23 protein-coding genes are annotated in these 26,510 nt (G+C 54.0%); 17 read left to right on the top strand and 6 right to left on the bottom strand.

Annotated elements, in window-relative coordinates:
* Positions 1–19: 19 nt before the first annotated feature.
* The 6 genes from PLF13_02445 to PLF13_02420 all read left to right on the top strand — a co-directional run bounded on the left by PLF13_02445 (position 20) and on the right by PLF13_02420 (position 7,029).
* Positions 20–400, top strand: a complete 381-nt coding sequence (locus tag PLF13_02445) for a hypothetical protein (GenBank protein ID HOP06131.1) — start codon at positions 20–22, stop codon at positions 398–400.
* A 188-nt stretch (positions 401–588) separates the two neighbouring features.
* Entirely contained in the window at positions 589–1,344 is a 756-nt protein-coding gene (locus PLF13_02440) for a DtxR family transcriptional regulator (GenBank protein ID HOP06130.1), read from the top strand.
* Complete coding sequence (locus tag PLF13_02435) at positions 1,341–1,619, top strand: FeoA family protein (GenBank protein HOP06129.1); 279 nt, start codon at positions 1,341–1,343, stop codon at positions 1,617–1,619. The genes PLF13_02440 and PLF13_02435 overlap by 4 nt, the downstream gene beginning before the upstream one ends.
* A gap of 61 nt (positions 1,620–1,680) precedes the next feature.
* Complete coding sequence (gene feoB / locus PLF13_02430) at positions 1,681–3,870, top strand: ferrous iron transport protein B (protein HOP06128.1); 2,190 nt, start codon at positions 1,681–1,683, stop codon at positions 3,868–3,870.
* A gap of 65 nt (positions 3,871–3,935) precedes the next feature.
* Complete coding sequence (locus PLF13_02425; GenBank protein HOP06127.1) at positions 3,936–5,144, top strand: hypothetical protein; 1,209 nt, start codon at positions 3,936–3,938, stop codon at positions 5,142–5,144.
* 142 nt (positions 5,145–5,286) lie between these two features.
* A complete protein-coding gene (locus PLF13_02420; protein HOP06126.1) occupies positions 5,287–7,029 on the top strand; it encodes a DNRLRE domain-containing protein in 1,743 nt (580 codons plus the stop codon).
* Positions 7,030–7,339: 310 nt separating this feature from the next.
* Here the strand turns inward: PLF13_02420 and PLF13_02415 are convergent, their stop codons facing one another.
* Together PLF13_02415 and PLF13_02410 are read right to left on the bottom strand one after the other, a co-directional pair.
* Positions 7,340–9,472, bottom strand: a complete 2,133-nt coding sequence (locus PLF13_02415; GenBank protein ID HOP06125.1) for a DUF4388 domain-containing protein — start codon at positions 9,470–9,472, stop codon at positions 7,340–7,342.
* Positions 9,473–10,555, bottom strand: a complete 1,083-nt coding sequence (locus PLF13_02410; protein HOP06124.1) for a type IV pilus twitching motility protein PilT — start codon at positions 10,553–10,555, stop codon at positions 9,473–9,475.
* A 633-nt stretch (positions 10,556–11,188) separates the two neighbouring features.
* On the opposite strand from PLF13_02410, the gene PLF13_02405 reads away from it, so the two are divergent.
* The 8 genes from PLF13_02405 (at position 11,189) to PLF13_02370 (ending at position 18,333) form a co-directional block, all read left to right on the top strand.
* Complete coding sequence (locus PLF13_02405; GenBank protein HOP06123.1) at positions 11,189–11,584, top strand: hypothetical protein; 396 nt, start codon at positions 11,189–11,191, stop codon at positions 11,582–11,584.
* 821 nt (positions 11,585–12,405) lie between these two features.
* Positions 12,406–12,534 carry a hypothetical protein gene (locus PLF13_02400; GenBank protein HOP06122.1) on the top strand — a complete coding sequence of 43 codons (129 nt, stop codon included), beginning with the start codon at positions 12,406–12,408 and terminating at the stop codon, positions 12,532–12,534.
* 118 nt (positions 12,535–12,652) lie between these two features.
* Positions 12,653–13,018, top strand: a complete 366-nt coding sequence (locus tag PLF13_02395) for a septum formation initiator family protein (GenBank protein ID HOP06121.1) — start codon at positions 12,653–12,655, stop codon at positions 13,016–13,018.
* Positions 13,019–13,026: 8 nt separating this feature from the next.
* Positions 13,027–13,839, top strand: coding sequence for a DNA repair protein RecO (gene recO / locus PLF13_02390; GenBank protein HOP06120.1), 813 nt, complete (start codon positions 13,027–13,029; stop codon positions 13,837–13,839).
* Between the two features lie 10 nt (positions 13,840–13,849).
* Complete coding sequence (locus PLF13_02385; GenBank protein ID HOP06119.1) at positions 13,850–15,184, top strand: glycine--tRNA ligase; 1,335 nt, start codon at positions 13,850–13,852, stop codon at positions 15,182–15,184.
* A gap of 205 nt (positions 15,185–15,389) precedes the next feature.
* Positions 15,390–16,319, top strand: coding sequence for a hypothetical protein (locus PLF13_02380; GenBank protein HOP06118.1), 930 nt, complete (start codon positions 15,390–15,392; stop codon positions 16,317–16,319).
* Positions 16,320–16,346: 27 nt separating this feature from the next.
* Positions 16,347–17,156 (top strand): hypothetical protein, encoded by an 810-nt coding sequence (locus tag PLF13_02375; protein HOP06117.1) that lies wholly within the window; start codon positions 16,347–16,349, stop codon positions 17,154–17,156.
* Positions 17,146–18,333, top strand: a complete 1,188-nt coding sequence (locus PLF13_02370) for a hypothetical protein (GenBank protein HOP06116.1) — start codon at positions 17,146–17,148, stop codon at positions 18,331–18,333. Before PLF13_02375 ends, PLF13_02370 begins: the two co-directional genes overlap by 11 nt.
* 183 nt (positions 18,334–18,516) lie before the next feature.
* On the opposite strand, the gene PLF13_02365 is transcribed toward PLF13_02370, so the two are convergent.
* From PLF13_02365 to PLF13_02355, 3 genes are all read right to left on the bottom strand, one after another.
* On the bottom strand, positions 18,517–18,777 hold the full coding sequence (locus PLF13_02365) for a hypothetical protein (GenBank protein ID HOP06115.1): 261 nt from the start codon (positions 18,775–18,777) through the stop codon (positions 18,517–18,519).
* A 362-nt stretch (positions 18,778–19,139) separates the two neighbouring features.
* Positions 19,140–19,673: a hypothetical protein gene (locus PLF13_02360; GenBank protein HOP06114.1), complete on the bottom strand. Its 534-nt coding sequence runs from the start codon at positions 19,671–19,673 to the stop codon at positions 19,140–19,142.
* Between the two features lie 11 nt (positions 19,674–19,684).
* A complete protein-coding gene (locus PLF13_02355; protein ID HOP06113.1) occupies positions 19,685–20,233 on the bottom strand; it encodes an outer membrane beta-barrel protein in 549 nt (182 codons plus the stop codon).
* Positions 20,234–20,401: 168 nt separating this feature from the next.
* Here PLF13_02355 and PLF13_02350 point away from each other — a divergent pair, with 168 nt between their 5' ends.
* The 3 genes from PLF13_02350 to PLF13_02340 all read left to right on the top strand — a co-directional run bounded on the left by PLF13_02350 (position 20,402) and on the right by PLF13_02340 (position 26,159).
* On the top strand, positions 20,402–20,938 hold the full coding sequence (locus PLF13_02350) for a DUF4416 family protein (protein ID HOP06112.1): 537 nt from the start codon (positions 20,402–20,404) through the stop codon (positions 20,936–20,938).
* 310 nt (positions 20,939–21,248) lie between these two features.
* Complete coding sequence (gene murA, locus PLF13_02345) at positions 21,249–22,511, top strand: UDP-N-acetylglucosamine 1-carboxyvinyltransferase (protein HOP06111.1); 1,263 nt, start codon at positions 21,249–21,251, stop codon at positions 22,509–22,511.
* Positions 22,512–22,643: 132 nt separating this feature from the next.
* Positions 22,644–26,159 (top strand): hypothetical protein, encoded by a 3,516-nt coding sequence (locus PLF13_02340; GenBank protein ID HOP06110.1) that lies wholly within the window; start codon positions 22,644–22,646, stop codon positions 26,157–26,159.
* A gap of 75 nt (positions 26,160–26,234) precedes the next feature.
* Here PLF13_02340 and PLF13_02335 read toward each other — a convergent pair whose 3' ends face one another.
* On the bottom strand, positions 26,235–26,510 hold the full coding sequence (locus PLF13_02335; GenBank protein HOP06109.1) for a hypothetical protein: 276 nt from the start codon (positions 26,508–26,510) through the stop codon (positions 26,235–26,237).

Raw genomic sequence — 26,510 nt, 5'->3', positions numbered from 1 at the left:
TCGTCGAGTGATGTTGCGAATGCAACTTGCCATCGGCGTCACGCTTCGTATATTAGCGGAGGAATATCGAAACGAAGGGGACATCATGGAATCGGAAACCGGACTTCTTTGCTGGAACTGTGGCCGCGCCACCGGAATCGAACACAAAGTATCACGTCACGACGCTTGCCCGCATTGCCTGGCCGATTTGCGTTGTTGTCGCGGCTGTCGGCATTGGGAGCCGGGGCGAAGATTCCAATGCAAGGAACCGATCGAGGTCAATATCCCCAACAAGGAAAAAGCCAACTTCTGCGATTTTTTCCAGATGCGCGATGTCTTCAAGCGGCCGGGGGGAATAAGCACCCAGACCGACACGAAGGACGACCGCAAAGCCCGTTTCGACGATCTGTTCAAAGACTGAAGTCAACATCACCCGAAGCTGACAGGCCGAGACACCTTACGGAGCATGGATCCCGCGCAGTCATGCAGGTTCCTTCGAACCTGCGATCTTGCTGTGAAAGAAATCACAAAAAACCTCTTGACAGAATGTTTGGTGTGCCATACATTTTTCTGCCAGGCAAAGATGATCAGAGATGAATGGATTAAATCATGTCGTCAGAAGCTCTAAGCGCCAGTCTTGAAGACTACCTGGAGGTGATATACCACCTCATCGCCGAGAAACAGGCAGCACGAGTCAAAGATATATCCAAACGACTCAAGGTTAATTATTCCTCCGTTACCGGAGCCCTCAAGTCGCTTTCATCCCGAGAGTTGGTAAACTACGCCCCTTATGAATTGGTCACCCTGACGCCCCGGGGTGAAACTCTGGCCCGCGATGTTATCCGGCGTCATGAGGTGCTGCGGGACTTTTTCGTGAAAGTACTCGCGATCGAAGAGAAGCATGCCGACGAGGCGGCCTGTAAAATGGAACACGCCGTGTCGGCGAAAATCCTGGAGAGATTCATTGCCTTCGTGGAATTCGTCGAGACCTGCCCGAGGGGCGGCGCCTCGTGGATAAAAGGATTCGGGTATCAATGTGACCAGGACGATTCAATGGAAAATTGTGAAGCCTGCGTTTCGGGTATTCTGATGGATTTAAAAAAGAAAAAAGCGGATATCAAGAAAAACGAACGAACGGCTATCCCTCTGGATGAATTGCGTCCCGGCAAAAAGGGCCGAATCGTAAAAATCAGTCGGAGCGGCGATGCCAGACGACGAATCGCTGAAATGGGAGTAACCTCCGGATCCCTCGTGGAGGTAGAACGAGTGGCGCCGCTGGGGGATCCAATCGAAGTGAAGGTCAAGGGTTACCACCTGTCGTTGCGCAAAGATGATGCAAATAAGATAATGGTCTATGAGCTATGAACGGATCGACGGAAATAGCCCTGCCTAATACCGCTTCTTCCTCGATTCTGCGAGGACCTCTGCCGCTGGCTTTGAGCCATGCCGGAGAGAGTTTTCGGATAACAAGGATTAATGGTAGTCGAGATTTGAAAGAGCATTTATCGGCCCTGGGATTAACGCCGGGTGTTGAAGTGGTAATTCACTGCAACGACCGGAAAGGCCCGGTGATAGTCGGCGTTAAAGGTAGTCGCTTGATAATCGGTCAAGACGCCGCTCTCAAGATAATGATCGAGTAATTTTTTTGAGCAATATGTTTGGCTTGCCTAACTTTTATTGGTATGACGAACAAACGGTAATATGAAGTCGAACAGCGTATCCGGTCGAAAAATCAGGATAGCCTTAACCGGTAATCCCAACTCGGGTAAAACTACGGTTTTCAACGCCATAACCGGCTCGCACCAACATGTGGGAAACTATCCCGGAGTTACGGTCGAGAAGAAAATCGGTTCGCGTCGTTTCGAAGGAAACAATCTGGAAATTGTCGATTTGCCGGGAGTTTACAGTCTCACTCCGCATTCGGCGGAGGAGGTGGTGGCCCGCAACTACCTTATCGAAGAAAAGCCGGATGTGGTAATCGACATAATCGACTCCTCCAGCCTGGAAAGAAACCTGTATCTGGCGATCCAGTTACTCGAGATGGGCGTACCGCTGGTGCTGGCTTTCAACATGAGCGATGTGGCTGTTTCTCGCGGTATCCGTATCGATATAGAAAAATTGTCACGATTGCTCAACGTACCCATCGTTCCGACGGTTGGGAGTCGCTCTCGGGGAATCGATGAATTACTTCAGACATCGGTGAATACGGCCGGTAATACGAACGGTACTCGCGGCCTGGTTATCGGTTACGGACCGGAAATCGATGCCGAATTGGACGGACTGCGTCAACTCATATCAGCCGACAACGGCGCCGCTCCCGGGCGACGTCGTCGTTGGCTGGCGTTGAAAACACTCGAAGGCGACCGGGAAATCGAGAAGCTTGCCGAATGGAAGGATGTTTTCAACACCCCCGATTTGCGCGATACCGTAGAAAACGCCGCGAGTCGTCTCGCAAGCAGTCTCGAAGATTCTCCCGAAGTACACATGGCCGAGTCGCGTTACGCCTACATTTCGGACATCGTGAGGGAAACAGTTTCTTCGGCGGTCGAACAGAAAAGAAACATGTCGGACCGCATTGACAGCATAGTCACCAACCGTGTCTTAGGCCTGCCGATCTTCCTCGGTCTCATGTACGTTGTTTTCCAGCTCACCTTCACCGTCGGCGAACCGTTGATGGGTTGGATAGAAAATCTATTCGGCTGGCTTGGAGGCTTAATCGAATCGAACTGGCCGAGCGACAGTGCTCTCAAATCGTTAATAGAGGATGGGATTATCGGCGGCGTGGGTGGTGTGCTGGTGTTCCTGCCCAACATACTTTTGCTATTTCTGGCGATTGCCGTTCTGGAGGACTCGGGCTATATGGCACGAGCAGCCTTTATCATGGATCGACTCATGCATAAGATTGGCCTCCAGGGCAAGAGCTTCATTCCGCTCCTGATCGGTTTCGGCTGTACTATTCCGGCGATCATGGCTACTCGCACGCTCGAGAATCAACGCGACAGACTCACCACGATGCTGGTAGCGCCTTTGATGAGTTGCGGTGCGCGCCTGCCGATCTACACCCTCCTTATCCCCGCTTTTTTCCCACGTCCGTGGCACGGCATCATGTTGTGGACCATCTACGCTATCGGTATCGTGTTGGCGATCGTAATTGCCAAGTTACTGCGCTCGACGGCGCTAAAGGGTGAATCCGCACCGTTCGTCATGGAATTGCCGCCGTATCGCATGCCGACTCCGAAAAGCGTACTGCTTCACATGTGGGAACGCGGCCGGTTGTATCTCAGGAAAGCCGGTACGGTTATTCTCGCGATTTCAATCATTCTCTGGGCGCTGACCACATATCCGCAGAAAACCGTTTTCGACAAAGACTACGACGCGGCCATTGACCGGATTCAATTAAACTATAATGCCGAACTTGTGAGCAGCGACTTGAACGAGGATGCTGTTCAAGCATTTCTGGACAAACAACTCGCCGCCGTCAAGCGAGAACAACAAGCCGAAGCCATGGCTTATACGGCCGCCGGCCGCATCGGTCATTGGATAGAACCGCTGATCAAACCAATGGGCTTCGATTGGAAAATCGGCACCGCCCTGATCGGAGCTTTTGCCGCCAAGGAAGTATTCGTGGCGCAAATGGGAATAGTTTATGCGATCGGTGAGGAAGCCGAAGAAGCCGACGCCCTGAGACAACGACTACAGGCATCTTATACGCCGCTGGTCGCATTCTGCATAATGCTATTCTGTCTTGTCAGCGCGCCGTGCATGGCAACGATAGTCGTAACCGGCCGCGAAAGCAATTCCTGGAAATGGGCTCTGCTGCAACTGGGAGGACTGACCATGGTGGCCTGGATCCTGGCAACCGCCGTGTACCAAATAGGATCGATCTTGTGAGTGGATGGGGCGGGATCAGCGAGATCAACAACGAAATGATAGATATCAATCGAATGGAAGGATGAATGTCAGTAAAGAGGATGATTCAAACGTTCGCCGTCGTATTATCGACGGCTTTGTCTGCCGCTGCCGGCAACGATCAACCGGCCGAACCGGACAACGGCTTGCCGACGGTTCACGTGGAAATGGCTATTCAGGCTGAATCCTATTCGGGCGGAGATTCAACTTACGCTTTCGGTTTCGCTCGTCTGGCCGAGACCGGATTCACGATCAGAGAAGCCAAGGCGATCATTGAAGGCAATTACGAAAATTACCTGGAGTACAATCTCGAGTTCGGATCAGCCTCGTGTCTCGACGGCGGTTTCATGGTAATCGAAGCCGGTTTGATGCTCAACCTCTCCTCCGATTGGAAGGCAGGCATTACCAAAGGACATGTCCTGCGCGGGTTCGAAATGTACGATGAATGCGTTCAGTTGTTGACGGCTGAAAAACCGGTCTTCGCCAAAAAATTCAGTCCCTGTCACCCGTTGGGTTTCGCGGTCGAATTCGATAAAGACCTGGGTGAGCATTCCGGCATTTTCACCCAACTCGTGATAGCGGAAGGCAGCGGCGGAACACTTGACGACGAGCACGATATCAATTTGGGGATTCATTATAGAACACCGCTTCCCGGACTGACCCTGGCTGCCGGTTACGATTTCTGGCGATGGAACGCACCTTACAATACAAAAGACTCTATTCCGACTCCCGGAGGTGCTCGCGACGACTATACCGTTTTCTGGACCGAGCACAAACAGATTTACGACGGTCACCGCGCCATTGCAGGCCTCCGTTACAACGACCATAACCTGGAATTGCAGGGGGAAGTCTTCCTCGGTAAAGGGTTCAAAGATGCCCTGGATATCCCTTACTACGCCGATATTTGGGCCGACTCCAGCAGCACGGCCAAGACGGTAGGAGCTCCTTTCGAGGATCTGGAGATGAACGCGGTCATGGTACAGGCCGGTTACAGCCTGCCGCTCGAAAGCGAGCGCTTCACTTATCTGCAACCATACGTGCAATATCAATGGTGGGATCAGGCCGCCAACCTCGAAGGTGATTATCGGAGCAGTTTTCTGACCGTGGGGATTAACGTCGGCCTTGGCCCCGGAGACGCTCGATTCAAAATGGATTATCAGACTTGTTTGGGATTCGCCAACGACGGCGGTCTTCCCGGATACGGAGAAGATCAACAGGCCGATCGACTCCTGATAAGACTGCAAGTAGGAATTTAGATCATACATAAAGCGATACATCGTACCGCATCGCCGGTCTCTTTGGATTGATAATGATACTTCACTTATACACCAGACAAGGTGGACGCTTTCAGTCCCCATCACCAAGCTACTACAGCCTTTGCAGAAAGGTAGGAGAGTTATGATTAGAGTTATTACGGCGGTCGCTGCCGTTGCCTTGTTAACAGGCATCATTGCGGTCGACCTCGTTGGAGCCGAGACCCGCGATGTGACTGTCTATATGAACCGCAGCCAACTAGTCGACGGCATTTTCCCGCTTCCCAGTAATCCCGCCCCGGTAACGGCTGACAAAAACCGCACCCAATATCTGTGGGAGGATTTCGAAGGAACAACATTTCCCCCGAGTGGCTGGGATACGCTCAACCTCAATGAAGGATATGGCTGGTTCCGAGGCACTTATACCGGCGGCGGGACGAATGCCGCCCTCGTTACCTGGGATCAGACCGATCCGGTTACCCTGCAGGATGAATGGTTGCTGACCCCGGAGCTTGACGTGTCCGGCGCTTCATCCCTGCTCCGAGTCGAATTCTACATGCTTCAGGGTTATGACTACCCCCATGATTTTAAGGTCTATGTCACCGACGACAACGGCGTCAACTGGACCGAAGTGTTCGATTCCTACGGCACCGGCTATCCCGAGTTCCAATGGTACTTCGTAAGTGTAGCCCTTGACGCCTGGGCCGGAAACACTAATCCGATAAGGATCGGCTTCCAATACTACGGTACCGACGCTGATATTTTCGGACTGGACAACATCGAGGTGACCGATGATCCCCCGGCTACCGGACGTTGCTGTGTTTATACCGACCCCTCCGATCCCGACTGTTATGACGGCATCATACAAACCGAGTGTGATGCCCTTGGCGGTACCTGGAGCGAGGGACTCGACTGCCTGTCCGATCCCTGTCCGATTCAGGGGCTGCAGTTGGAGCCTTCCGACGACCTCTACTCTGATCCTGATGAAGGCAGCGGACATCAACACCCGGTGGAACAAGCATCGCTCTGGACCGCCGATTACGACGGCGCCGGACATCACGAACGGATTATGCTGCGCTGGGATCTGACCGCTTATGCCGGGCAAACGATCGACAGTGCTTTCGTTAACTTATATCGCTATTTCCGTTGCCCCGGCGATTACTATACCGAATGCGACCTGTTCGTTGCCACGGAAGATTGGGATGAAGACACCTGGAATGAGTACAACCATGTTTCACATAACTCGACATCATCCCTCTACTATAATTTCGGCCCCGCCCTCGGCTGGTATCGACTGGATATTTCGGATGTAGTCAACCAATGGCTGGCCGGTACGATCAACGACTACGGTATCGTAATCCAGGCACAATACGGCGAGAAATTCAGTAAGTTCTACTCCAAGGAAGGGACTTACCCGCCGTATCTGGAATTGTACGGGGTGGCCTCGTTCGATCAGGACGGCGATGGTGTCCCCAACAGCTCCGATAACTGCCCGTTGACGGCCAATCCGCTTCAGGAGGACATCGACGCCGACGGCGTGGGAGACAGTTGCGACAACTGCCTCAATGTATATAACCCCGACCAGGCCGATACCAATTCGAACGGCGTTGGCGATGTTTGTGAAAGTTGCTGTGAGAGCCGGGGAGATATCAACCATAGCGGTTCCGGAGGACCGGATATTGCCGATCTGGTGTACCTGGTTACTTACATGTTCCAGAACGGACCTCAACCGCCATGTGATGAGCCCAGCGCTCCTGACTGCCCGGAACATCACTTCAGTGAGGCCGATATCAACGGTGACGGTAGCTGTATGCCGGATATTTCCGATCTGGTCTACCTGGTGACCTACATGTTCCAAAACGGTCCGGAGCCGGTACCTTGTCCCTAAACGACAACTCCTTTCTGTTGACACGCGGGTCGGTGCAGCGCAACAAGTACCGGCCCGCCCCCCGGCAGTTGGCTTAGAAAGTTACCAACATCTCATTGGCGAGACATCTGCCATTGTCCCCTCAAAAACCGGGGCGCCTCCCCTTCTGATCCGGATCGGAGACGCCCCGATCCCTCGTTTAGAACCAGTGCTGTTCATTAATCTGAAATATCTCCCCGATATCTGTCAATGACAACAAATCCATTGGTCGCCGACCAGGATCTCGTAATTCGGCCTTCGGACAACGTGGCTGTGTTACGCTGAGAAAATCCTACAACAACTGGCCGGCGCGGAGGCGTTCGTCGATCAAACGGCAGCCTTCCATCAGGATCGACTCGTTCGGCTCGCTGTTGTTCGGAGTGGGTAGTTGTTCGGGGGTGAGCGGTGTCACCTGCCAGAAACCTTCGGCAATCGCCAAACCCTCGTAGACTGCTTTGGCCCCGGTCAACTCGCCGCATTTGGCGTGTGTGATCTGGCCGGTGTTGAGGTAAATAACCAGTTCGTTCACTTCGGAATCAGCCGGTTTGACATCGATCCGAACGGTCTTCTGTCCCGGACCGAGCGCCTGCAACAGGTCGATCAGGTTCATGTCGGTAAGCTGACCCGAAGCTCCCGACTGCCTGAGTGCCTGGGTCGAAAGAGTTTTGCGCTGCTGAATCATTCCCTGCAGTTTGCGCATTTTGGTAATGAGCAGATCGAGGTTGACATCGAGCCCGAGAATGTCTTCGATTCCCTGATCCATCAAATCGGTCAACTCGTGGGTGGCCGTGCCCTGGACGAGCAGGAAGGTCGGAGTTTTGGCCAGGTCCATGCCGCTGCCGGTCAACTGGTCGATTACGGCGTAGATGCGGTTGCGGTCGCCGTGCAGGAGCATGATCGCCATCTCCGGCTCGGAGCGACGCACCAACTCCATGAAGTCCGATTCGATACTCTGTGAAATCGTGCGGAAACCGGCGCTCTTGATGCGTTGTTCGACGGGATAAATAGCACCCGGATGATCGCTGTAGATCATGACCTGGATCGGCGGCTCGTCCGACTGCTCGGTCAGAATCTCTTTGTGAACCATCGTAATGAACGCTTCGACCACCTCGGTCAGGAAAAGTTTCCCGACCAGGTCACGCGTCTTCTTTTTGACCACTTCGAATTTGTCGAGCGAAACATGATCGGAGTCCGGTATCGCCTCGCAGAACAAATCGGCGATTGTCAGGATATTGCCGCCAAGTGTTTCGATTGGCAGACGTTTGGTGAACTTACCGCCCAGATTCTTGTACATCGAGCGCAGTATCCCCACCACGGTCGGTGAGTAGTTGATCGACTGGAGCAACCGCACGGTCATCTTGATAACCTGCTGCTGGTCGTGCGAGTCCTCGATGCTGTAATAATGTTTCGACAGGTCGTGCAGATAAGCGGCGTTGACGATTACCAACCGGTCCTTGTCGGGAATGCCAAGCTGTTTGCAGAGCAGGTCGGCATAGCGCCCCACGTTGCCGCTGTGATTGATTGGAATTTTACGTTGAAGCGCCAACAGCGAGGTGAACAGCTCGAGGTTGCGAACCAGCAAATCTCCCTCTTCGATCAACGAACCCTGATCGAGCAGAAGATTAGAAGCGGATTCGTAATAGCGCACCCGCGTACGCGGAGAATTTTTGCGAAGACGGTCGATCAGGTCCAGATAATCGCCCGAAACGGTGTCTTTGATAAAAACCGTGTGGAAAGCGTCCTTACCGATCATCTCGATCGCATCGTCGGCGGAGTCGGTATGTTTTACCTGATAGCCGTCCCGTTCGAGCAGGGACTGCATCAACGGCGGGGCATATTGCTCGTCGCTGCATATCAGCACGACCGGTTGTTGCGCGGCAGGTTCGTTTTCGGCTTTTTCGGTTTCGACCGCCTCTTCCATCGAGGTCACATCTTCCGGAATCTGGAGCAACTGGCGGTCGGCCAGCGTGATGTCGCGTCCCTGGTAATGACGAGCGATAACCGTATCGATGGCCAGTTCGGCAGCCACATACATTTCGATATCTTTGCCGCGTGCGACAAAGCCGAGTTCGTTGCGAAGGTCGTCATCGGTGGGATCTTCGCAGGCCACTTTGAGCAGGTTGTCGTCCGGGATGTAGTCGAACGGCACCACCTTGCGCGCGAGAACGATTTTGGGAGGAATCATCTTGAGTACGACTTCGGGGATCACCAGGTCGGAAAGCACCACCCCCTGACAACCGAACTGGATCGCCAGAGCTTTCACCAATCCCTGTTCGTCGATATAGCGATGATAGAGCAGTTGGGAGCCGATTTTACCGCCGTGAGCTTTCTGACGGGTCAACGCCTCCTTGATCTGCTCCTCCGTTATCAGCCCCTCCCGAATTAGAATCTGATCCAGTCGAATGCGCTTGCTCTTGCTGCTCATCTATACTTCCACCGGTTGACTGTCCTCGAGGTTGACTTTGCTGTAGAACTCGGCCGGGTCGGTGGCAACACGAACCGCCTCCTGGGGGGTGATGATGCCGCTGTCGACCAGAGCTTTGAGATGACTGTCCAGCAGCCGCATACCCTGTTTGCGGCCGGTCTGGATGGTAGACGGAATCTGATGGGTGCGAGCCTCACGAATCTGATTGCGGATCGACGGACTGGAGAGCATCAACTCGTAGGCCACTATTCGTCCCGAGCCGTCGGCCCGATTGAGCAATTGCTGCGATACCACACCGCGCAGGGTGTCGGCCAGCATGATGCGAATCTGCTGCTGGTAATCGGCCGGGAAGACATCGATAATCCGATCAATCGTTCCGACCGCCGTACAGGTATGCAGAGTGCCAAGCACGAGCAGACCGGTTTCGGCCGCGGTGATGGCTAGCGAAATCGTCTCGGTGTCGCGCATTTCTCCCACCAGGATCACATCGGGGTCCTCACGCAGGGCTGCCCGCAAGGCCGAGGCGAAACTCTCCGAATGCAGACCGATCTGGCGCTGCGAAACGAGCGAGTTCTGCGGATGGTGGACAAACTCGATTGGGTCTTCGAGCGTGATGATATGTTTGGAGAAGCGACTGTTGATATAGTCCACCATCGCCGCGAGCGTGGTCGATTTGCCGGAGTTGGTCGGCCCCGTCACAAGCACCAGCCCGCCCCGATGTTCGGCCAGCTTGGCGACCGTCTCGCTGAATCCGAGATCATTCAGGGTGTAGATATGTTCGGGGATAACCCGTACCGCCGCCGCGATACCGGTGATCATCTTGTACATGTTGATCCGGAAACGAGCGACCTGGTCGATGCTGTAGGCGAAATCGAGATCGCCGGACTGCTCGAACCGTTTGATCTGAGTGTCGGAGAGAATCTCGTACAGGAGTGCCTTGATCGCCTCGCTGGTGAGTTTCTTATGCGAGGTTTTGTCCAGACCTCCGCCCGAGCGGACCATGGGAACTGATCCGGCGGCAAGATGCAAGTCGGTGGCGTTGGCCTGCTTGACGATTCTGAGCAGTTGGTCAATTTTAGCCATAGGATCGTGAGAACTCCATTCCTCCGTCTATCTCTGTAAGTATCGGCTAGTTGGGCTAGTTAGTTGAGAACCGAACCGCTATGTGCAAGAATTGAACAGAGGGGGGACGGGGTGATCGCTCGTGTCGGTATTGGGGTCAAGTCTGTAATGCCACCTAAAACATAGAGCCGTTGATTCTCGCTAGGGAATTTGACAATCGGGAATTCGTTAATTAACAAGTTAGCAATCTATCTCATTATCATATCTGAGCTTAATGGAGACGCGGCGACTCGATTATTTAACAATCGGGGGGATGGAGATTTGACAAGTGGGGGGGGGTAAATCCCGGTCGCACCGGTCATGTTCAAGGGCCCAAGTAGAGCATGAGCGACGCTATGATGCCTGCTGTTGTGCGACGGGCCTACCTCGCGGGACTCAAAGGTCGTAAAGCTCGCGCAATTGGCTCACGAAAGAGCACTGGTCATAGCTTGCTACAATCGCCGCAAAGGATAGGTGGGGGATGAAAGAAGTGAAGTAGACGCTGCCAGTATGACAGACTGCACCTATGTACAGCACGACAGCCCCCCCCTAAAAAAAAGATTAGCCCCATAGAAATTGCTTGACAGCCACCCATAGCCCCTATAGCTTTAGTCTATGATAAAACGTGATGTAGAATCGCTATTGAAGTGGCGTCACAGCCTTGAGCGCGAGCGCGAGGAGATTGAAAGGGCGATAGCCGAATGTGATCGGCAGATCCGTTACTTCGATGGCGTTCAGGGGGAGCTCCCGAACCTGGAAACGGAGTCGAAGCGTGCTGCCAGCGAGATCCAAGTCGAGAAGCTGCGAGAAGCTGTGATGCTCACTCTCCATAAGTACAGAGGGAAGGCGCTGACTAAGGAGGAAATAGTCACACTCTTGGGAGAAGAGACCGGATTCCCGATAGAGCATCCGGGATTCGCCGCGAGATTCAACGGCTTTATCGGGAGCTTGGTCCGGAATAAGCATATTAAGAAGACTACTAACGGAGAATTCGTTTACGAAGACTCATAACATGAACAAAAAAGCCGGAGCTGGAACTCCGGCTTAAATTTGAAATACTTGAGGCTGCATTTACCCTGAGCATTTCATATGCAAAAATATAGTGCTATATCCCATTTGTCAAGCACTAAGTGCTTAATCGACAAACATTTCCACGTTGACTGCAAGTCTAATTCGATTAATGACTTAGCCCGCCCACCCCCACCCCGCGCTATGTTGTGACTCATGTTGAGGGTTCCTAGCGTCTTATCCCTAAGGAAAACTCAGGCTGGCGGTTACCGGCCTGAGTAATAATCGAAGTTGGGGCGCGGATGGGTCCCCGGCGCGGGGATTTGGATTCGCGGCCGTGGGGTTCGATTCCCCAGCGCTCCACTGATATTATACGGTATCGACGTTCCTTGTCAACATTTGAAAGGAATGTCGATTATCTGAACTTGAAATTTATAAGGAATATAATATGGCTAAAACTACGCCTTGGCATTCGATCCTTCCTGGTACGAACTGTCATCATGACAACACAAAGTGTACGGAAGGGAATAATATCGAACCCCGATACAAGAAATCGGGAACTGGCGGTTATCCGCTCTGCGCCCATTGTGCTCGGTTAAATCGGGAAGGTAAGTAGCGCCTTGTTCGAGGTGAGAGTTCCTTACTCTCACCTCAATACTAAATTGCCTAGCAGATGGAGGTGGAAGAGGCAAGAAGGTGCCTCCCTCTCTTGGCCCTCACTCTTTCAGTTTAGCACTTCCCCCTCCCCTCCGTCAGCGACTCAAGAGGTTGTTGGCGGAGGGTAGAAGGGGCAGAGACTAAACATCGAAAGGAGGTGAGTGCCAGTGAGCGGAAACGCTAAAGACCGTGAAGGTCTTGTGGAAGTTTTCTGCCGTTACATCGTTCGTAACGGCAAGAGGATTTACCCGAAGAACGCCAAGTACTTCCACTTCTGGGTGAAGCCTAAGAAGTAGTCGGCTTGGCTGCCTCTTTCCCTCCATACTTGCTCTACTTAGGGGTCTTGATTGACGAGTTGCGTCGCTCTTATCTCTTTTTTGTTGCATCCCGGACCCGCCGAACTAATTTGCCTATATGCCGCGTCGTGTCAAACAAAGTCGCAAAATTCTCCAGCCGCTGGCCGAGAATTTCGTCAGCCGCCTCTCCAACGCCGATGCCCGTGTCCGCAGGCGTTTCATGAAAATAGGCCTCTGGCTGATCGGCCTCATGTTCTTCTGGTCGCTTATGGTCGGCGACTACGGCATCCCGCGCATCATCCGCCTCGAAATGGAAAAACAAGCGCTGATCGAGTCCAACCAGCGTATCCTCCTAGACCTGATCGACGACAGCCGCATCAAAAAGATGCTCGAAACCGACCAGCGCTATATCGAATATATCGCCCGCACCCGCTATCGGATGGTTCGCCCCAACGAAACGATCTACTACTATCGCGGCTTCTGAGCGATCCCATGTCTCTGGAAAAAACCGAAGCGATCGTCCTTAAGGCCTTCAACTGGTCCGAGTCCTCACGTACGGTTGTTTTCTTCAGCCGCGATTTCGGCAAGCTGGCCCTGGTCGACAAAGGCGGCCGCAGCATGAAATCCCGCCGAGGACGGCTGCAAACGTTCGCCCGGCTGGAGCTGTCGTTCTACGACTCCAAAAAGGAAAGCCGGGGCTACGTGCGCGAAATCGACGCCCTGCAGAGCTTCTCCATGGAGGGAGACGGAGCCCTCGGAAGGCTCGCCTATGGCTCGGCCGCCTGCGAGTTGATGTATCTGCTCCTGCCGGAAGACGAGCCCCAGCGGCAACTTTACGATTATTTTGCCTCGTATCTGGGTTATGTGGCGGCTGTCCCCAAAACCTGTCTGCCGTCGCTGTTCGTGGCGTTTTTCCTGCGGGTGCTGTCGCAGTTGGGCTATCATCCGTCGCTGGCCTACTGCGCCGGTTGCGGTCGTCCGGCGACGAGCGATGAATCCAACGGCGGCTTTGCCAACGGAGCCGGCAACGTGCCGTTTTTCGCCGATCGCGGCGGGGTGCTTTGCCCCTCTTGCCAAGCCCCGACAGATTATTATATTCCCCTTTCCGGCGTTGGCTACCGGCATCTGGCAAAGCTGCAAAACGCCTCGCTCAAGGAAGCTGCGGGGATGCCGATCCGCTATGCTGAGGCGGCGCAATTGCTCGAAGCGCTGACACGGTTCGCCGCCTGTCAGACCGATCTCAAGACCGATCTGAAATCGCTGGAGTTTTTACAGAAGTTGAAGAACAGTACCTTGATCGAATAGAAAGCAGACCATGGCCAAAAAAGAATCCGACCTGATGGACAAACTGATGTCGCTGTGCAAGCGACGCGGATACGTGTTCCCCTCCTCCGAAATCTACGGCGGGCTTATTTCCTGCTGGGATTACGGCCCGCTCGGCGCCGAGCTGAAGCGCAATCTCAAGACCTTCTGGTGGGAGGCGATGACCAGCCGCCGCTCCGATATCGAGGGCATCGACGCCGCTATCCTGATGCACCCCCAGGTCTGGGTGACCTCCGGTCATGTCAGCGAGTTCAACGATCCGATGGTCGACTGCAAAACCTGCAAGGCACGCTTCCGGGCGGATAAACTCGAAGAAGCCCGTTGCCCGCACAAACCCTCCAAAAACCCGATCGAAAACGGCTGCGACCTTACCCCGGCCCGGCAGTTCAACCTGATGTTTAAGACCCACATGGGGCCGGTCGAGGATTCCTCGTCAGTGGTCTATATGCGCCCCGAAACGGCCCAGGGAATCTACGTCAATTTCCTGAACGTGAAAAACTCCTCGCGGCAGAAAATTCCGTTCGGGATCGCCCAGATCGGCAAGGCTTTCCGCAACGAAATCACCCCCGGCAATTTCATCTTTCGCACCCGCGAGTTCGAGCAGATGGAAATGCAATATCTCGTGCATCCGACCGAGGATGAGAAATGGTTCGAATACTGGCGCGAGCAGCGCTGGAACTGGTACCGCGACCTCGGGATCAACATGGACAAGCTCCGCTGGCACGAACACGGCCCGGACGAACTGGCCCATTATGCCAAGGCCGCCTACGATATCGAGTACGAGTTCCCGTTCGGCTGGCAGGAACTGGAGGGCGTCCACAACCGGACCGATTTCGACCTTTCGCGCCACATGGAAGCGACCGGCAAAGACCTTCGCTATCAGGACGACCAGTACAAAGAAAAATTCATCCCCTACATCGTGGAGACTTCGGCCGGCTGCGACCGCACCCTGCTGACGATCCTGGTCGACGCCTACGACGAGGTCGAGATCAACGGCGAGAACCGTGTGTTTTTGCGCATCTCTCCCAAGGTGGCACCGATCAAGGTTGCGGTATTTCCGCTGGTCAAGAAGGACGGCATGCCGGAATTCGCTGAGAAAGTTTACGATGAACTGCGTAAGCGTTTCAAGGTTTTCTACGATGTCTCCGGGGCGGTAGGGCGTCGTTATGCCCGTATGGACGAGGCCGGGACGCCGTTCTGCTGCACGGTCGACGGGCAGACGCTCGAGGACGAAACGATGACCGTCCGCGACCGCGACACTATGGAGCAGAAGCGGATGAAAGTCGCCGAGGTGATTGACTTCCTCGACAAAGCCGTGCGGGGGTAGACGAAAACCCACCTGAAAGGCGTGTTGAAAAAACTCTTTTGCGGCGGAGACAAGCCCCGCCCGCTACGCGAGGTTAGGGCTCGTAGTCGCGTAGTCGGGGGGCTTGTCTCCCCGACGATGAGAAGTCAGTCGAGGTTTCTCAACAATCCCCTTCGCTGGGGTGACGCGCTACGAAGCATCGTCAGGTGTTGTGATCACGGGCCAGATGAGGACGTCTGCCGCCCACAAGATCAATCCGATTTCATTGGTTGATCTGCCGCTCGCTCTCGTCTATATTGTGACGCGGGAAGAAGATCACCGTCAGGAAGGTGGGAGTTTGCGAATGGCAAAAGGGTATATGTTCGCAAAGACGTTCGCTATCATTGTGGCTACTCTGGTCCTCGTTGGGGCGGCTTATGCTCAGGACACGCCTCCTCCTCAGATCACTGCCGAGAAGGCGGTGGAGTTGGCGCGGGAGTACGTGATCGGAGCAGATACCGTTGCGGAGAAAGCGCTCAAGATGGGCGAGCCGAAGCTTGCCCCGCTACCCCGCGACACCAACGTCCCGCTCGACAGCCTCTTGTTCCCCGACCTGCTTCTCGATCGTCCGGCCTGGGCAATTGATCTGGAGGGGTTCCGCCCGATCTTTTGGAAGGACCTCAATCCCCGGATGCCTTTGCCGCCGGACAAAGGCACCGTTTACATCGACGCCGAAACCGGACGGTTGCTCAAGGTGATGCTGGTTGATGCAGAACGGTTTGTACCAACGACGGACACCGTGCGGACCAGTCTCAACACGCTCTTCGGGGCTTACAAAAGGATCAACTGGTCTTTGTCGAAGCCCACGCCTCTGACACTTGCGACAGTTCTCAGCCGAGGCGACGTCTGGCCCCCTTATGGGGCCCTAGCGCTTAGCGCGTACTTTGTCGAGACAGAATTCCCCGAGGGCTACCCCCCGTCCACGGCCATGCCGCGTCCTGGTGAGCCCTGTTGGATGATTGGAATCAAATGGCGGCTCGATGTTCCTGTTCCTGCTCCCGGCGCTCAGCGAAGGGGGCTGAAACCGGGATGGACGGTCTTTTTTCTTAAGGAGCAAAAGGCGCAAGGGGGTCAGCCGGGAATGTCGCAACTGGATGTGCCGGAGGACTGGTGGTAAGCGATGACCTCTCGGACATGAGGGAGAGTGATAGTCTATAAGATGCGTTGTATCTCGAAAACGATCACGGTTATTGGGATTGTCGTCGTTCTTTGTGCGGAGGCGTATGCTCAGGACATGCCTCCTCCTCAAATCACTGCCGAGAAGGCGGTGGAGTTGGCGCGGGAGTACGTGATCGGAGCGGATACCGTTGCGGCCAAAGCGATCAAAACGGGTGAGCCGAAGCTTGCGCCGCTGCCTCGCGACACCAACGTCCCGCTCGACAGCCTCTTGTTCCCCGACCTGCTTCTCGATCGTCCGGCCTGGGCAATTGATATCGAGGGATTCATCACGCTGGTGTGGGGAGATAAGGCAACCGACACGTCCTTGCCGGACAAAACAACGGCTTATATCGACGCCGAGACCGGTCGACTGCTTAAGGTAACAATGGTAGATGGAGAGAGGTTTGAGCCCTCATCGGATACCACTTCGTACAGCCTTGTTACGCTGTTCGCTTCTTTTCGGGGTGCTCAATGGTCTTTGCCCTCGTCCTCGGTGGTGTCGCTTGAGGGGGCACTCGGAAGAGGTGACTTCTGGGTTCCATTTGGGGCTCTGCAGCTGAGTGCGTATTATGTTCAGGTGCATTTGCCCCCTAATAGTGAACACGCGAGGGAGGTACCACCGGATGACGAGCCGGTCTGGATGATTGGGATCAAATGGAGAAGTGACATTGTCCCCGCAGCGGAATACCCATTGAGACCGGATCTACGACCGGGCTGGACATTCGTGTTCTTGGAGAAAGATAGCGCTGTTTACCCGCCCAAGATGTTGCAGCGAGACGTGCCTGTTGACCGGTAGAGTTTTGAAAATAACTGCCATTATTGCTGCCGTAGTCCTTTCTGCGGCGATGTATGCTCAGGATGCCCCTACTCCTCAAATCACTGCCGAGAAGGCGGTGGAGTTGGCGCGGGAGTATGTGATCGGAGCGGATACCGTTGCGGAGAAAGCGCTCAAGATGGGCGAGCCGAAGCTTGCCCCGCTGCCCCGCGACACCAACGTTCCGCTCGACAGCCTCCTGTTTCCCGACCTGCTTCTCGATCGTCCGGCCTGGGCAATTGATCTGGAGGGGTTCCGCCCGATCTTTTGGAAGGACCGGGACTCTGAGCGACCCTTACCGGACAGGGGCACGGCCTACATTGATGCCGAGACTGGGCGGCTGCTCAAGGTGATGCTGGTTGACGCAGAACGGTTCGAGCCTTCAGTCGCTGATCCCCCGCGCTACCTTGTAACGCTGTTTCCCGAGTTGCTTGATGTGACTTGGTCATTGCCGGAGCCTCCGGTCCCAACTCTCGCTGAGGTCCTAGGTCGCGGCGAAATCTGGCCTCCCTACGGAGCCTTGGTGTGCTGCGCCTATTCTGTTCAAGCAGGGATCGAGGAAGGTGTCGAACAACTACCCGGCAGACCGCCATTGGATGAACCGCTATGGTTCATTGGTATCAAATGGAGGCTTGATGTCGTGCCGCCGGCCCCCGGAGCTTTGGGACCGGGTCTGCGACCTGGCTGGACATTCTTCTTCCTCAAGAGGCAAAAGGTCGGGTGGCCCTGGGCTTGCCCAGGGTTTCCAGAAGAGAACACAGGTCAATATCAGTCGGTGGAATCGTCCGGGAATTGTCGGGTTTCTCCGTTCTCGGGGCTTCGCCCGCGCTCACTTCGGAACGCCGACCTACGAAGGAAGAATGCAGGTTCGAAGACGGACCTGCGCTACGGTGTTTTGATTCGTTGCTTCCGCCCGGGAGGGGCACCTTTGTTCGGAGCTTTCAGATATATCCCGCCCGTGGACGGGCGGGCCACCAGGTTCCTAGTAGGTCAGAACCCCCGGTCGGCCGCAGGCGGATCGCGAAGCGAGGTTCTGACAAGCAACGAAACCACCGGGCAGAGACACCTGACGGCACAACAACATTGGGGCAGACGAAGACGTTTGCGGCCAAAGGACGAAGAGAAGATAGGCTCCTGCTTCCGCAGGAGCGACGTTTGACGGGATGTTGTTGTCGATTTGGAAATCCCACCCGAGGGGTGGGGCACAGGACGTCCCACCCGTGGACGGATGGGCCACCAGACGGAAGGGGGGACTCTACGGAGAGGTGAATTCAAGACATACAAAAAGGCCGGGACATCCTGTCCCGGCCTTCGTGCTCAACCCTGTTGGGCCTGCGGATATTTAGACACACCAGATACCGCGCTCAAGCGCTTTCGTGATATCATCCATTGACGGGAAATACAACACACTCATGCGCTTTCCGGTCTTGCGAGGTTTCGCCGCCACCTCACAACCGTTGATAGTAATCCGGGGCACATCAACCGGGCTGTCGCATTCCACGACGTTGGCCAAAACCCCGCGCTCGTTAAGAAAGTTAACTACGAAGTCCCGTGTCTTAGCCTGACGTGGATCCTTACTCGAGTAAACAAGTCCAACTTCCATAAGGACCTCCAAATCTGATCTATCTATACTTCTCATCAAGGCTGTCGATCAACTAAAACCACACATTCTTTAATCTTTATACGTTAGGGAATCACGAGAATAACGTAAAATTCGTACAAAGAATGCCTTTTGGTAAAGATTTCTTGTATCGCATCGCTCACTCGCAAGAAGCAGCCGGTGGAGCAGTCGCGCCATCGGCCTCGTTTGCACGTTGAGAAAGGCCTTTGGCGGCGGAGACAAGCCCCGCCGCTACGCGTCTTAGGGACTTGATCTCGCGCCGCGGGCGGCTCTGTATCGCTCTAACCAGGATAGAGTCATGACGAATACCCGGACGTTCGACCTTCTCAAAATTCCCGAGAGCATCAACTGCCGCTGGCGGAAAGCGTCACGACAACCTTACCCTCGGTAATAACGAACGTCTCGCCGTCGTTGCCGGTGCTGCCGGCGTAATAATCGAACTTGCCGGATCTCACCAGCGACTTGAGTCGCGGGATATTCCGAAGAAAAGTCAGAGATTCGCCGTAGGTAATCCTGGTCGTTCCCGGCGATACCGTGAGACTGTCGATGATAACATCGGCCGTGGGGAGAATCGAGGTCGGATTGGCTCCCGCGCCGCTGTAGTCATCGACATAAACGCTGAAAGCCACATCCGAAGTCTCGGTTGAAACAATCGTGAATTCCACCCCTACGGCATCGATAAAGTCGATATCGTCCTTGTGATCATCCCAATCCGGTTCGGTCGTCAGGTCTACCTGGTAGAAGTAGAAGCCGGCCTCGGCAGTCATATCGAAATCCTTCACGATCACGAAAGTCCCGGAAACGATCAGGCACCCGGCAACCAGCAGAGCCGACACGATCAAGCCCCCAAGCGGCAGCATCTGAATCTTTTTCAACATGGCGGTACTCCTTACTTGATGCCGAAGTTATAAGTTACACCGGCCATCAGGTTGATCGCTTTTTTAGAGCCGCTTTCCTGCGGCGCGATCATAGCTACTCCTCGGACATCGATATCGAGAAACGGCGAAACACCAATTCCCAGCCCCAAACCGGCATTGAACCCGAGTTTGGATTCATCATAACCGGTATCGTCGTTCTTGACCTTGAACGAACCGATCCCGCCGGTAAGAAACGGTTTGAGACCGAGTTTAGCGGGGGGAAAACCGATAGTGGCATCGAGACCGAACGCCGTAACCGTTGAACCATCGATTCCCAAATTGACACCGTCGACCGGATCCGGAGCACCCCATTGGGTAGAAGCAAAATAGGGCTCAATCTGCAGGATCGGGAGCAACCCGACTCGCCCTCTGGCGCCGAATACGGTACCGTTTGTCTGGTCATCCTGGACCACCGGGATACTCACACCGCCGAATGCCCCCGCCCCGAACTTGGGAAGCTGGGCCGAAACGGTACCAACCAGAAGAACGGCTGCGATTGCTGCCGTCAGCAACGTCTTCATTAATGACTCCTCCGTAATTATGTAAATGCTGTCACATGATCCTTATAAAAGGAAAATGCCTTTGATACAAATGTCTGTCAACATCAAATACGGCTTTCCCCGGTGTTGTTGGGCTTTTACGACCGGTTTTTGTTGATTCTTTCCCCGGCGCCCGGTAATCAATATGCCATGGTTAGAACTCAAGAACCGCCCGAGGGCCGTCTGGTAGTGGCGGTTATTTATTCTTCGGTAGATGCTGTCGCCGATGCTCTTCGCGTAATGGAGCGCCGGTTCGGGCGGGTGGATTTCGAGACCGCCGACCTGGACTGCAACTGCCGCCAGACCTACAAGGAAGAAATGGGTGAGGACCTGCGCCTGCGCTTTTTCGCTTTCGAGAAACTAGTGGCCCGAAATGCCCTTCCGGAAATAAAGAGCGCCTGCCGCAAGATCGAGGCTGCGTTTTCGGACAAAGTGGAAGATTATATGTTCCGCACGGTAAATATCGATCCCGGTATCATGACCGCCGATAACCTGGTTATGGCCGCCGCCCGCGATTACCGCCATCGGATCTATCTGCGTGACGGCGTGTTTGCCGAGATTGCCCTGATCTGGGCCAAGGGTCGATTCACCCGCCTGCCCTGGACTTCGACCGACTACTGCCAGGCCGAGGCCATTGAGTTTTTCGAGCGGGTCCGAGCCAGCTTTGAAGTCGTCCAACCGGTGTGATCCTGTTTCTTTTTTTTCCTCTGACAATTCAGCAAACTTACAAAGATGTAAACAAAATTAGCCATTCCGTTTACATTTACGCCAAGATGTAAACAAAATGTACGGTTTTGTTGACATCCGGTCCTCAAATTCAACTGCTTTTCAGATACTTCAATGATTCACTGCGGGTAATGGCTTTGATCAGCCCCCCCTTCTCCCCAGTTTTAAGTTTATTTCATCCGGATCAGCTTCATTAATAGTATCAATACAAAAACCGCGATGGGTATATCGTTCGGTTGCCCGTTTATATGAAAGAAAGGCTCTTTACGCGATGGATAAATTCGTGGTCAACGGCGGTCGTCGTCTCAGGGGAAAGCTCCAGGTAGAGGGTTCAAAAAACGCTGCTCTGCCGATTATCTGCGGGGCGCTATTAATCAGAAAAGGAAAGACGATTGTCAGGAATGTACCACCGCTCCGAGATATCAGGACGATAATCCGGGTATTGGAATACCTGGGAGCGGTGGTTGAATATGATGACCACAAGCACGTTATGGCAATCGACGCCTCCCGGGTCAACCGTGCTACGGCTCCTTATGAGTTGATGCGACAAATGCGGGGCTCGTTCCTGGTTCTGGGACCGCTTCTGGCCCGTATGGGGCAGGCGCGGGTGTCATTGCCGGGCGGCTGTGTGCTCGGCGCGCGTCCGGTCAATTTCCATATCCAGGCGTTCAAGGACATGGGCGCCAGGGTGACGGAAAGGGCCGGATATGTCGTGGCGCGGGCTAAACAATTGGCAGGAGGATCGATATATTTCGATCGTCCTTCACACACCGGGACTGAGAATATCCTGTTCGGAGCGGTGACGGCTAAAAATAAAACGTATATAGCCAACGCCGCCTGCGATCCGGAAATTGTTGACGTAGCGAACTTCCTGAATAAAGCCGGAGCTAAAATTCACGGCGCGGGAACGCCTAATGTAGTAGTGGAACCGGTTAAGACGCTTAAAGCGGTTGATTTTCGTGTCTCCGGTGACCGTCTGGTGGCCGGGACTTACCTTATTGCCGCCGCTGTGACGGCGGGTGATGTTTCCGTTTCCGGTATCGATCCGAATCACCTGACTTTGGTTCTTCATAAGTTGCAGGAGATGGGTTGCCGAACAGAGACGGAACGCACGAGCATACGGGTTAAAGGGCCAAAGAGACTCAAGCCGGTGTCGGTAACCACCTTCCCCTTCCCCGGTTTTCCGACCGACCTGCAGGCCTGTATCATGGCGGCTGCCTGTATCGCCGACGGCACTTCGAATATCCGCGAGACGGTGTTCCGGGATCGCTGGTCGCACACTATGGAGATGCGTCGACTCGGCGCCGAGATCAACGTCAGCGGTGATGAAGCGATAGTTTTCGGAACCTCGAAACTCCAGGGGGCCGAAATTATGGCCTCCGATATCAGGGCCGGAGCCGGGATTATCCTGGCGGCTCTGGCGGCTGAAGGGAAGTCGGAAATCCTTCGAGTGTATCATGTCGACCGGGGATACAGTCGGATGGAGGAAAAGCTGTCGGAGCTTGGGGCCGATATAACAAGAGTAACAAATTGATCTCCGGGACAGATTGTATCAAGCCTGCCTCGACGGGATTTTATAGCACCGGATTTTAATGAACCAACGGGCGTCTGAATCGTTAAAACAGTGCCGCCTGTGACATGTCATAATTATAGGATGTGGAATTCCATGAAAAAAACGTTCCTCCTGACGGCTCTGATGTTGTTGGCTCTTTCGGTCGCTGCCTCGGCCCAGGAAACCTATTTCGGTAAAAACAAGGTACGCTACAAGGATTTCGACTGGAACTATATCCAGACACGGCACTTCGATATTTACTTTTATGAAGACGCCTATGAAACGGCCAAATTCGCCGCGACTGTGGCTGAATCGGCCTATGTAGAAATCAGCACGGAATTGAATTATCTCGTGCAGCGACGAATCCCGGTCTTCATCTACAATTCACATAACGATTTTCAGCAGACCAATATCCTCTCGTCGCTGATCGGCGAGGGCACCGGCGGCTTCACCGAAGCTTACAAAAACCGCATGGTCGTCCCGTTCAGCGGTTCTTATTCGGATTTCCGCCATGTGCTGCACCATGAGTTAACTCACGCCGTCGTGTACGATCTCATATACGGTCGAGCTTTATCGTCGCTGATTTCAAAACAGCGGCTTTTCCAACAACCGCTGTGGCTGGCCGAAGGTTTTGCCGAGTATTCATCACGTCACGGCTGGGATTATTTTTCGGATATGTGGGTGCGCGACGCCACTATCAACGGTTATTTGTATCCACCGCTCTACCTCACGGGCTACAACGCCTATCGTGAGGGGCAGGCTATGGTCAAATATATCGCCGACAAATACGGCGAAGACAAGATCGGCGAGTTGTTCAAGCGAGGGAAAGTGTTTCTCTCGATGGACCGCACCATTAAACACACTCTCGGAATCGATATGGAGAAATTCTGGGAAGAATTCTCCAAAGAGATGAAACGGCGCTACTGGCCGGAAATAGCCAAGCGTAAAGAGATTGAGGAAGTTGGCAAGAAACTGACCAAATCTCGCGAGGACGGTTCCTACGCCAACGAAAAACCGGTGTTCTCAGCCGAAGGTGATGTGATCGCCATGTTCACCGACCGCTGGGACTATACTGAGATCGTACTGATCTCGATCGATGACGGCAAAGTCGTAGACCGTCTCGTAAAGGGTTCCCGTTCGGGTGATCTGGAGTCGCTTCATTCCTATGTCTCGGGTATTTCGTTTTCGCCCGATGGTCGCTACCTGGTGTTTGTGGCCAAATCCAGCGGCAAGGAATCACTGTTCTTCATGGACCTGCGGAAGAAAAAAGTTACGATCAAGAAACGATTCGATTTTTACAGCATCATGTCTCCGGCTTTTTCTCCCAACTCCGAGATGGTGGCTTTTTCCGCTCTTGAGGGCAACAAGCGCGATATATTCATTTATGATATGAAAAGCGACGAAGTCCGCAGAATCACCGATGACCGCTACGACGACGTCGACGTGAGCTGGTTCCCGGGCTCGACTCGTTTGGTCTTTTCCTCGGATCGGCCGCATCCCGATAATTCCGATCCTCGGACCGAACCTCATCCTTATGTCTCCGACGGGGCATTGATGCCGGGTGATTTTGACTACGGCTCCTACAATCTGCATACGATCGACATCGACAGTCGGGAAATCAAACCGCTTCCGGTAGGACCGGGGCAAAATGTCAAACCAACGGTTTCACCCGATGGCTCCAAGGTTGCCTTCATATCCAATCGCAACGGCATCGACAACGTCTATATCACATATCCCGACTCCGGTCAGGCGGTAGCGGTGACGGATATTCTCACCGGGATCATGTATGTATCCTGGTCTCCCAACGGTAAAAAACTCGCGGTGGAAGCATTCAATAAAGGCGGGCTGGATATTTTCGTTTTGAAGGATCTGGCGCCGGTAGGGAACAACGGTGTGCTCGAACCGACTGATTTCTACCAGGGCCGGTATGATACTTACGTCAGAGGCAAAGAACCGGACCAGGACAGCGCTGTAGCGACACGCGATTCACTACCGCTCGATTACAACGCTGTCCCATCGGACCTTCCGACGGTCGATACGGTTGAAACGATCTCGGTATCAGACACGCTTACGATCGACAGCGGCGCCGTCGATACAACTTTGGCCGTGATCGACACCACTGCTGCTTTATCCAATATCGCCGTTGATACGACGGCAGCAACTACCGAGACAACCGTTGACAGCGCGAAGGCCGACAGTACGGTTTTAGCAAGCGTCCCTGTGGATTCCATAACAACCGCCTCCGACACGACAACCGTTGCCGACACCACGGTAAGCACCTCCGATACCACGGCAACGACTCCTGAGGTAGTGGATAAAGGCAAAGCCGACGGGACCATTACTGAAACCGGTATTTACGACGGTGAATTCGTTTTCGTGGGAAGCTCCAGCGATGATCCGCTGGGAGACATCATGCAGGATATGGATGGGGACAGCACCGGTCACGGCATGCGAATTGGGCAAACCGAACCGGCCTCGTTCGACTCGATCGCTCCGCCAAACTCCGAAGGTGATTATGAAGTCAAACCATACAAGGTCAAGTTCACTCCCGATTACGTCGGAGGCGGATTCGCCTATGACACCTTCTTCGGGCTACGCGGGCAGACGGTGTTCTGGTTCTCCGACTATCTCGGCAATCATGATATTATCTTCTTGACCGATTTGTACAATTCGATCGATCAGTCGAACTTCCAGGCCTATTACTACAACAGCACCAAGCGCACTAATTTCGGTGTCGGCCTGTTCCACAGTAAGAACTATTACATCGAAGAAATCAGCGATTATGAATACCTGTTCAGCGACCGTTTTTATGGAATACAGGCTTTCGCCCGAAGGCCTTTTTCGACCTTCAGTCGCGTGGATGCAGTAGTATCGCAGTATTTCATCGATCGCGAATATCTCGACATCGATGACACCCGGCCTGACCGTAATGCCCGGGTGACAACCGGTTCGCTGGAATGGGTAACCGATAATATCATCTGGGGATTAACCGGACCGACAAACGGTCGCCGCGCCAAGCTGACTTTGACCGCCGGACGCAATTTGTTCGACACAAAGGGCGTGGAGTTCTACTCGGCGGAATTCGACTATCGTAAGTATATCCGTCTCGGACAAAGCTACTCCTTCGCGATTCGTATGTCGGGCGGTTACAGCGACGGCATGACGCCCAAGACCTACTTCCTCGGCGGCACCACCAACTGGATCGGCAATCGCACCCTCGACGCCGAGGTCTACGACGTCGAGAATCTGTACTTCGCCGACGTGGTCACTCCGTTGCGCGGAGTCGATTATTATTCCCTCAGCGGCAACCGCTATGGCTTGATGAATCTCGAATTCCGCTTCCCGTTGATCGATTACTTCGTGATGCGTTTCCCGCTGCCGTTGGTCTTAAGCCGAGTTGGGGGAGCGTTGTTCTACGACATGGGGGCAGCTATTCGCAAGGGGGAGAAATTCAGGTTTGGATCATCGTCGGGCGGCGACCACCTGGAGGACGTCCATGCCGCCTTCGGATTCGGTATGCGCGCCAATCTCGGCTTCATTCTTCTCCGCTACGACATAGCCTGGGCAACCGACTATTTGCATGTCGCCGAGAAACCGCAGTATTATTTTTCCATCGGTGCGGATTTCTAATCGACCGGTCCAAAACACGAGCATAAAAAAACGCGGCCGTCCTGGTCGCGTTTTTTATTTCTGCGAAGAAAGTCCTTATTTCTTCTTGGCCTTCTTATGTACCGAGCAGAATTTGCCCTTGCCGTCGGTGAAACGCTTGCAACGCTTTCCATCCTTGGTAATTGCGGCGCAACGGACTTTCTTTGCTACTTTCTTCTTCGGTGCAGCCTTCTTCTTGGCAGCTGCCTTCTTCAGAGCAACCGGCTTCTTGGCAGCGACCTTTTTCTTCGGAGCCGCTTTTTTCTTGGGAGCCGCTTTTTTCTTAGCAGCTACCTTTTTCTTGGGAGCGGCTTTCGTTTTGGCTTTGCGCAT

The sequence above is a fragment of the Candidatus Zixiibacteriota bacterium genome (assembly GCA_035380245.1).
GTDB lineage: Bacteria > Zixibacteria > MSB-5A5 > GN15 > FEB-12 > DAOSXA01.
Note: the sequence above shows the minus strand (reverse complement) of the source record. Positions and strands in the feature narration are given on the sequence as shown.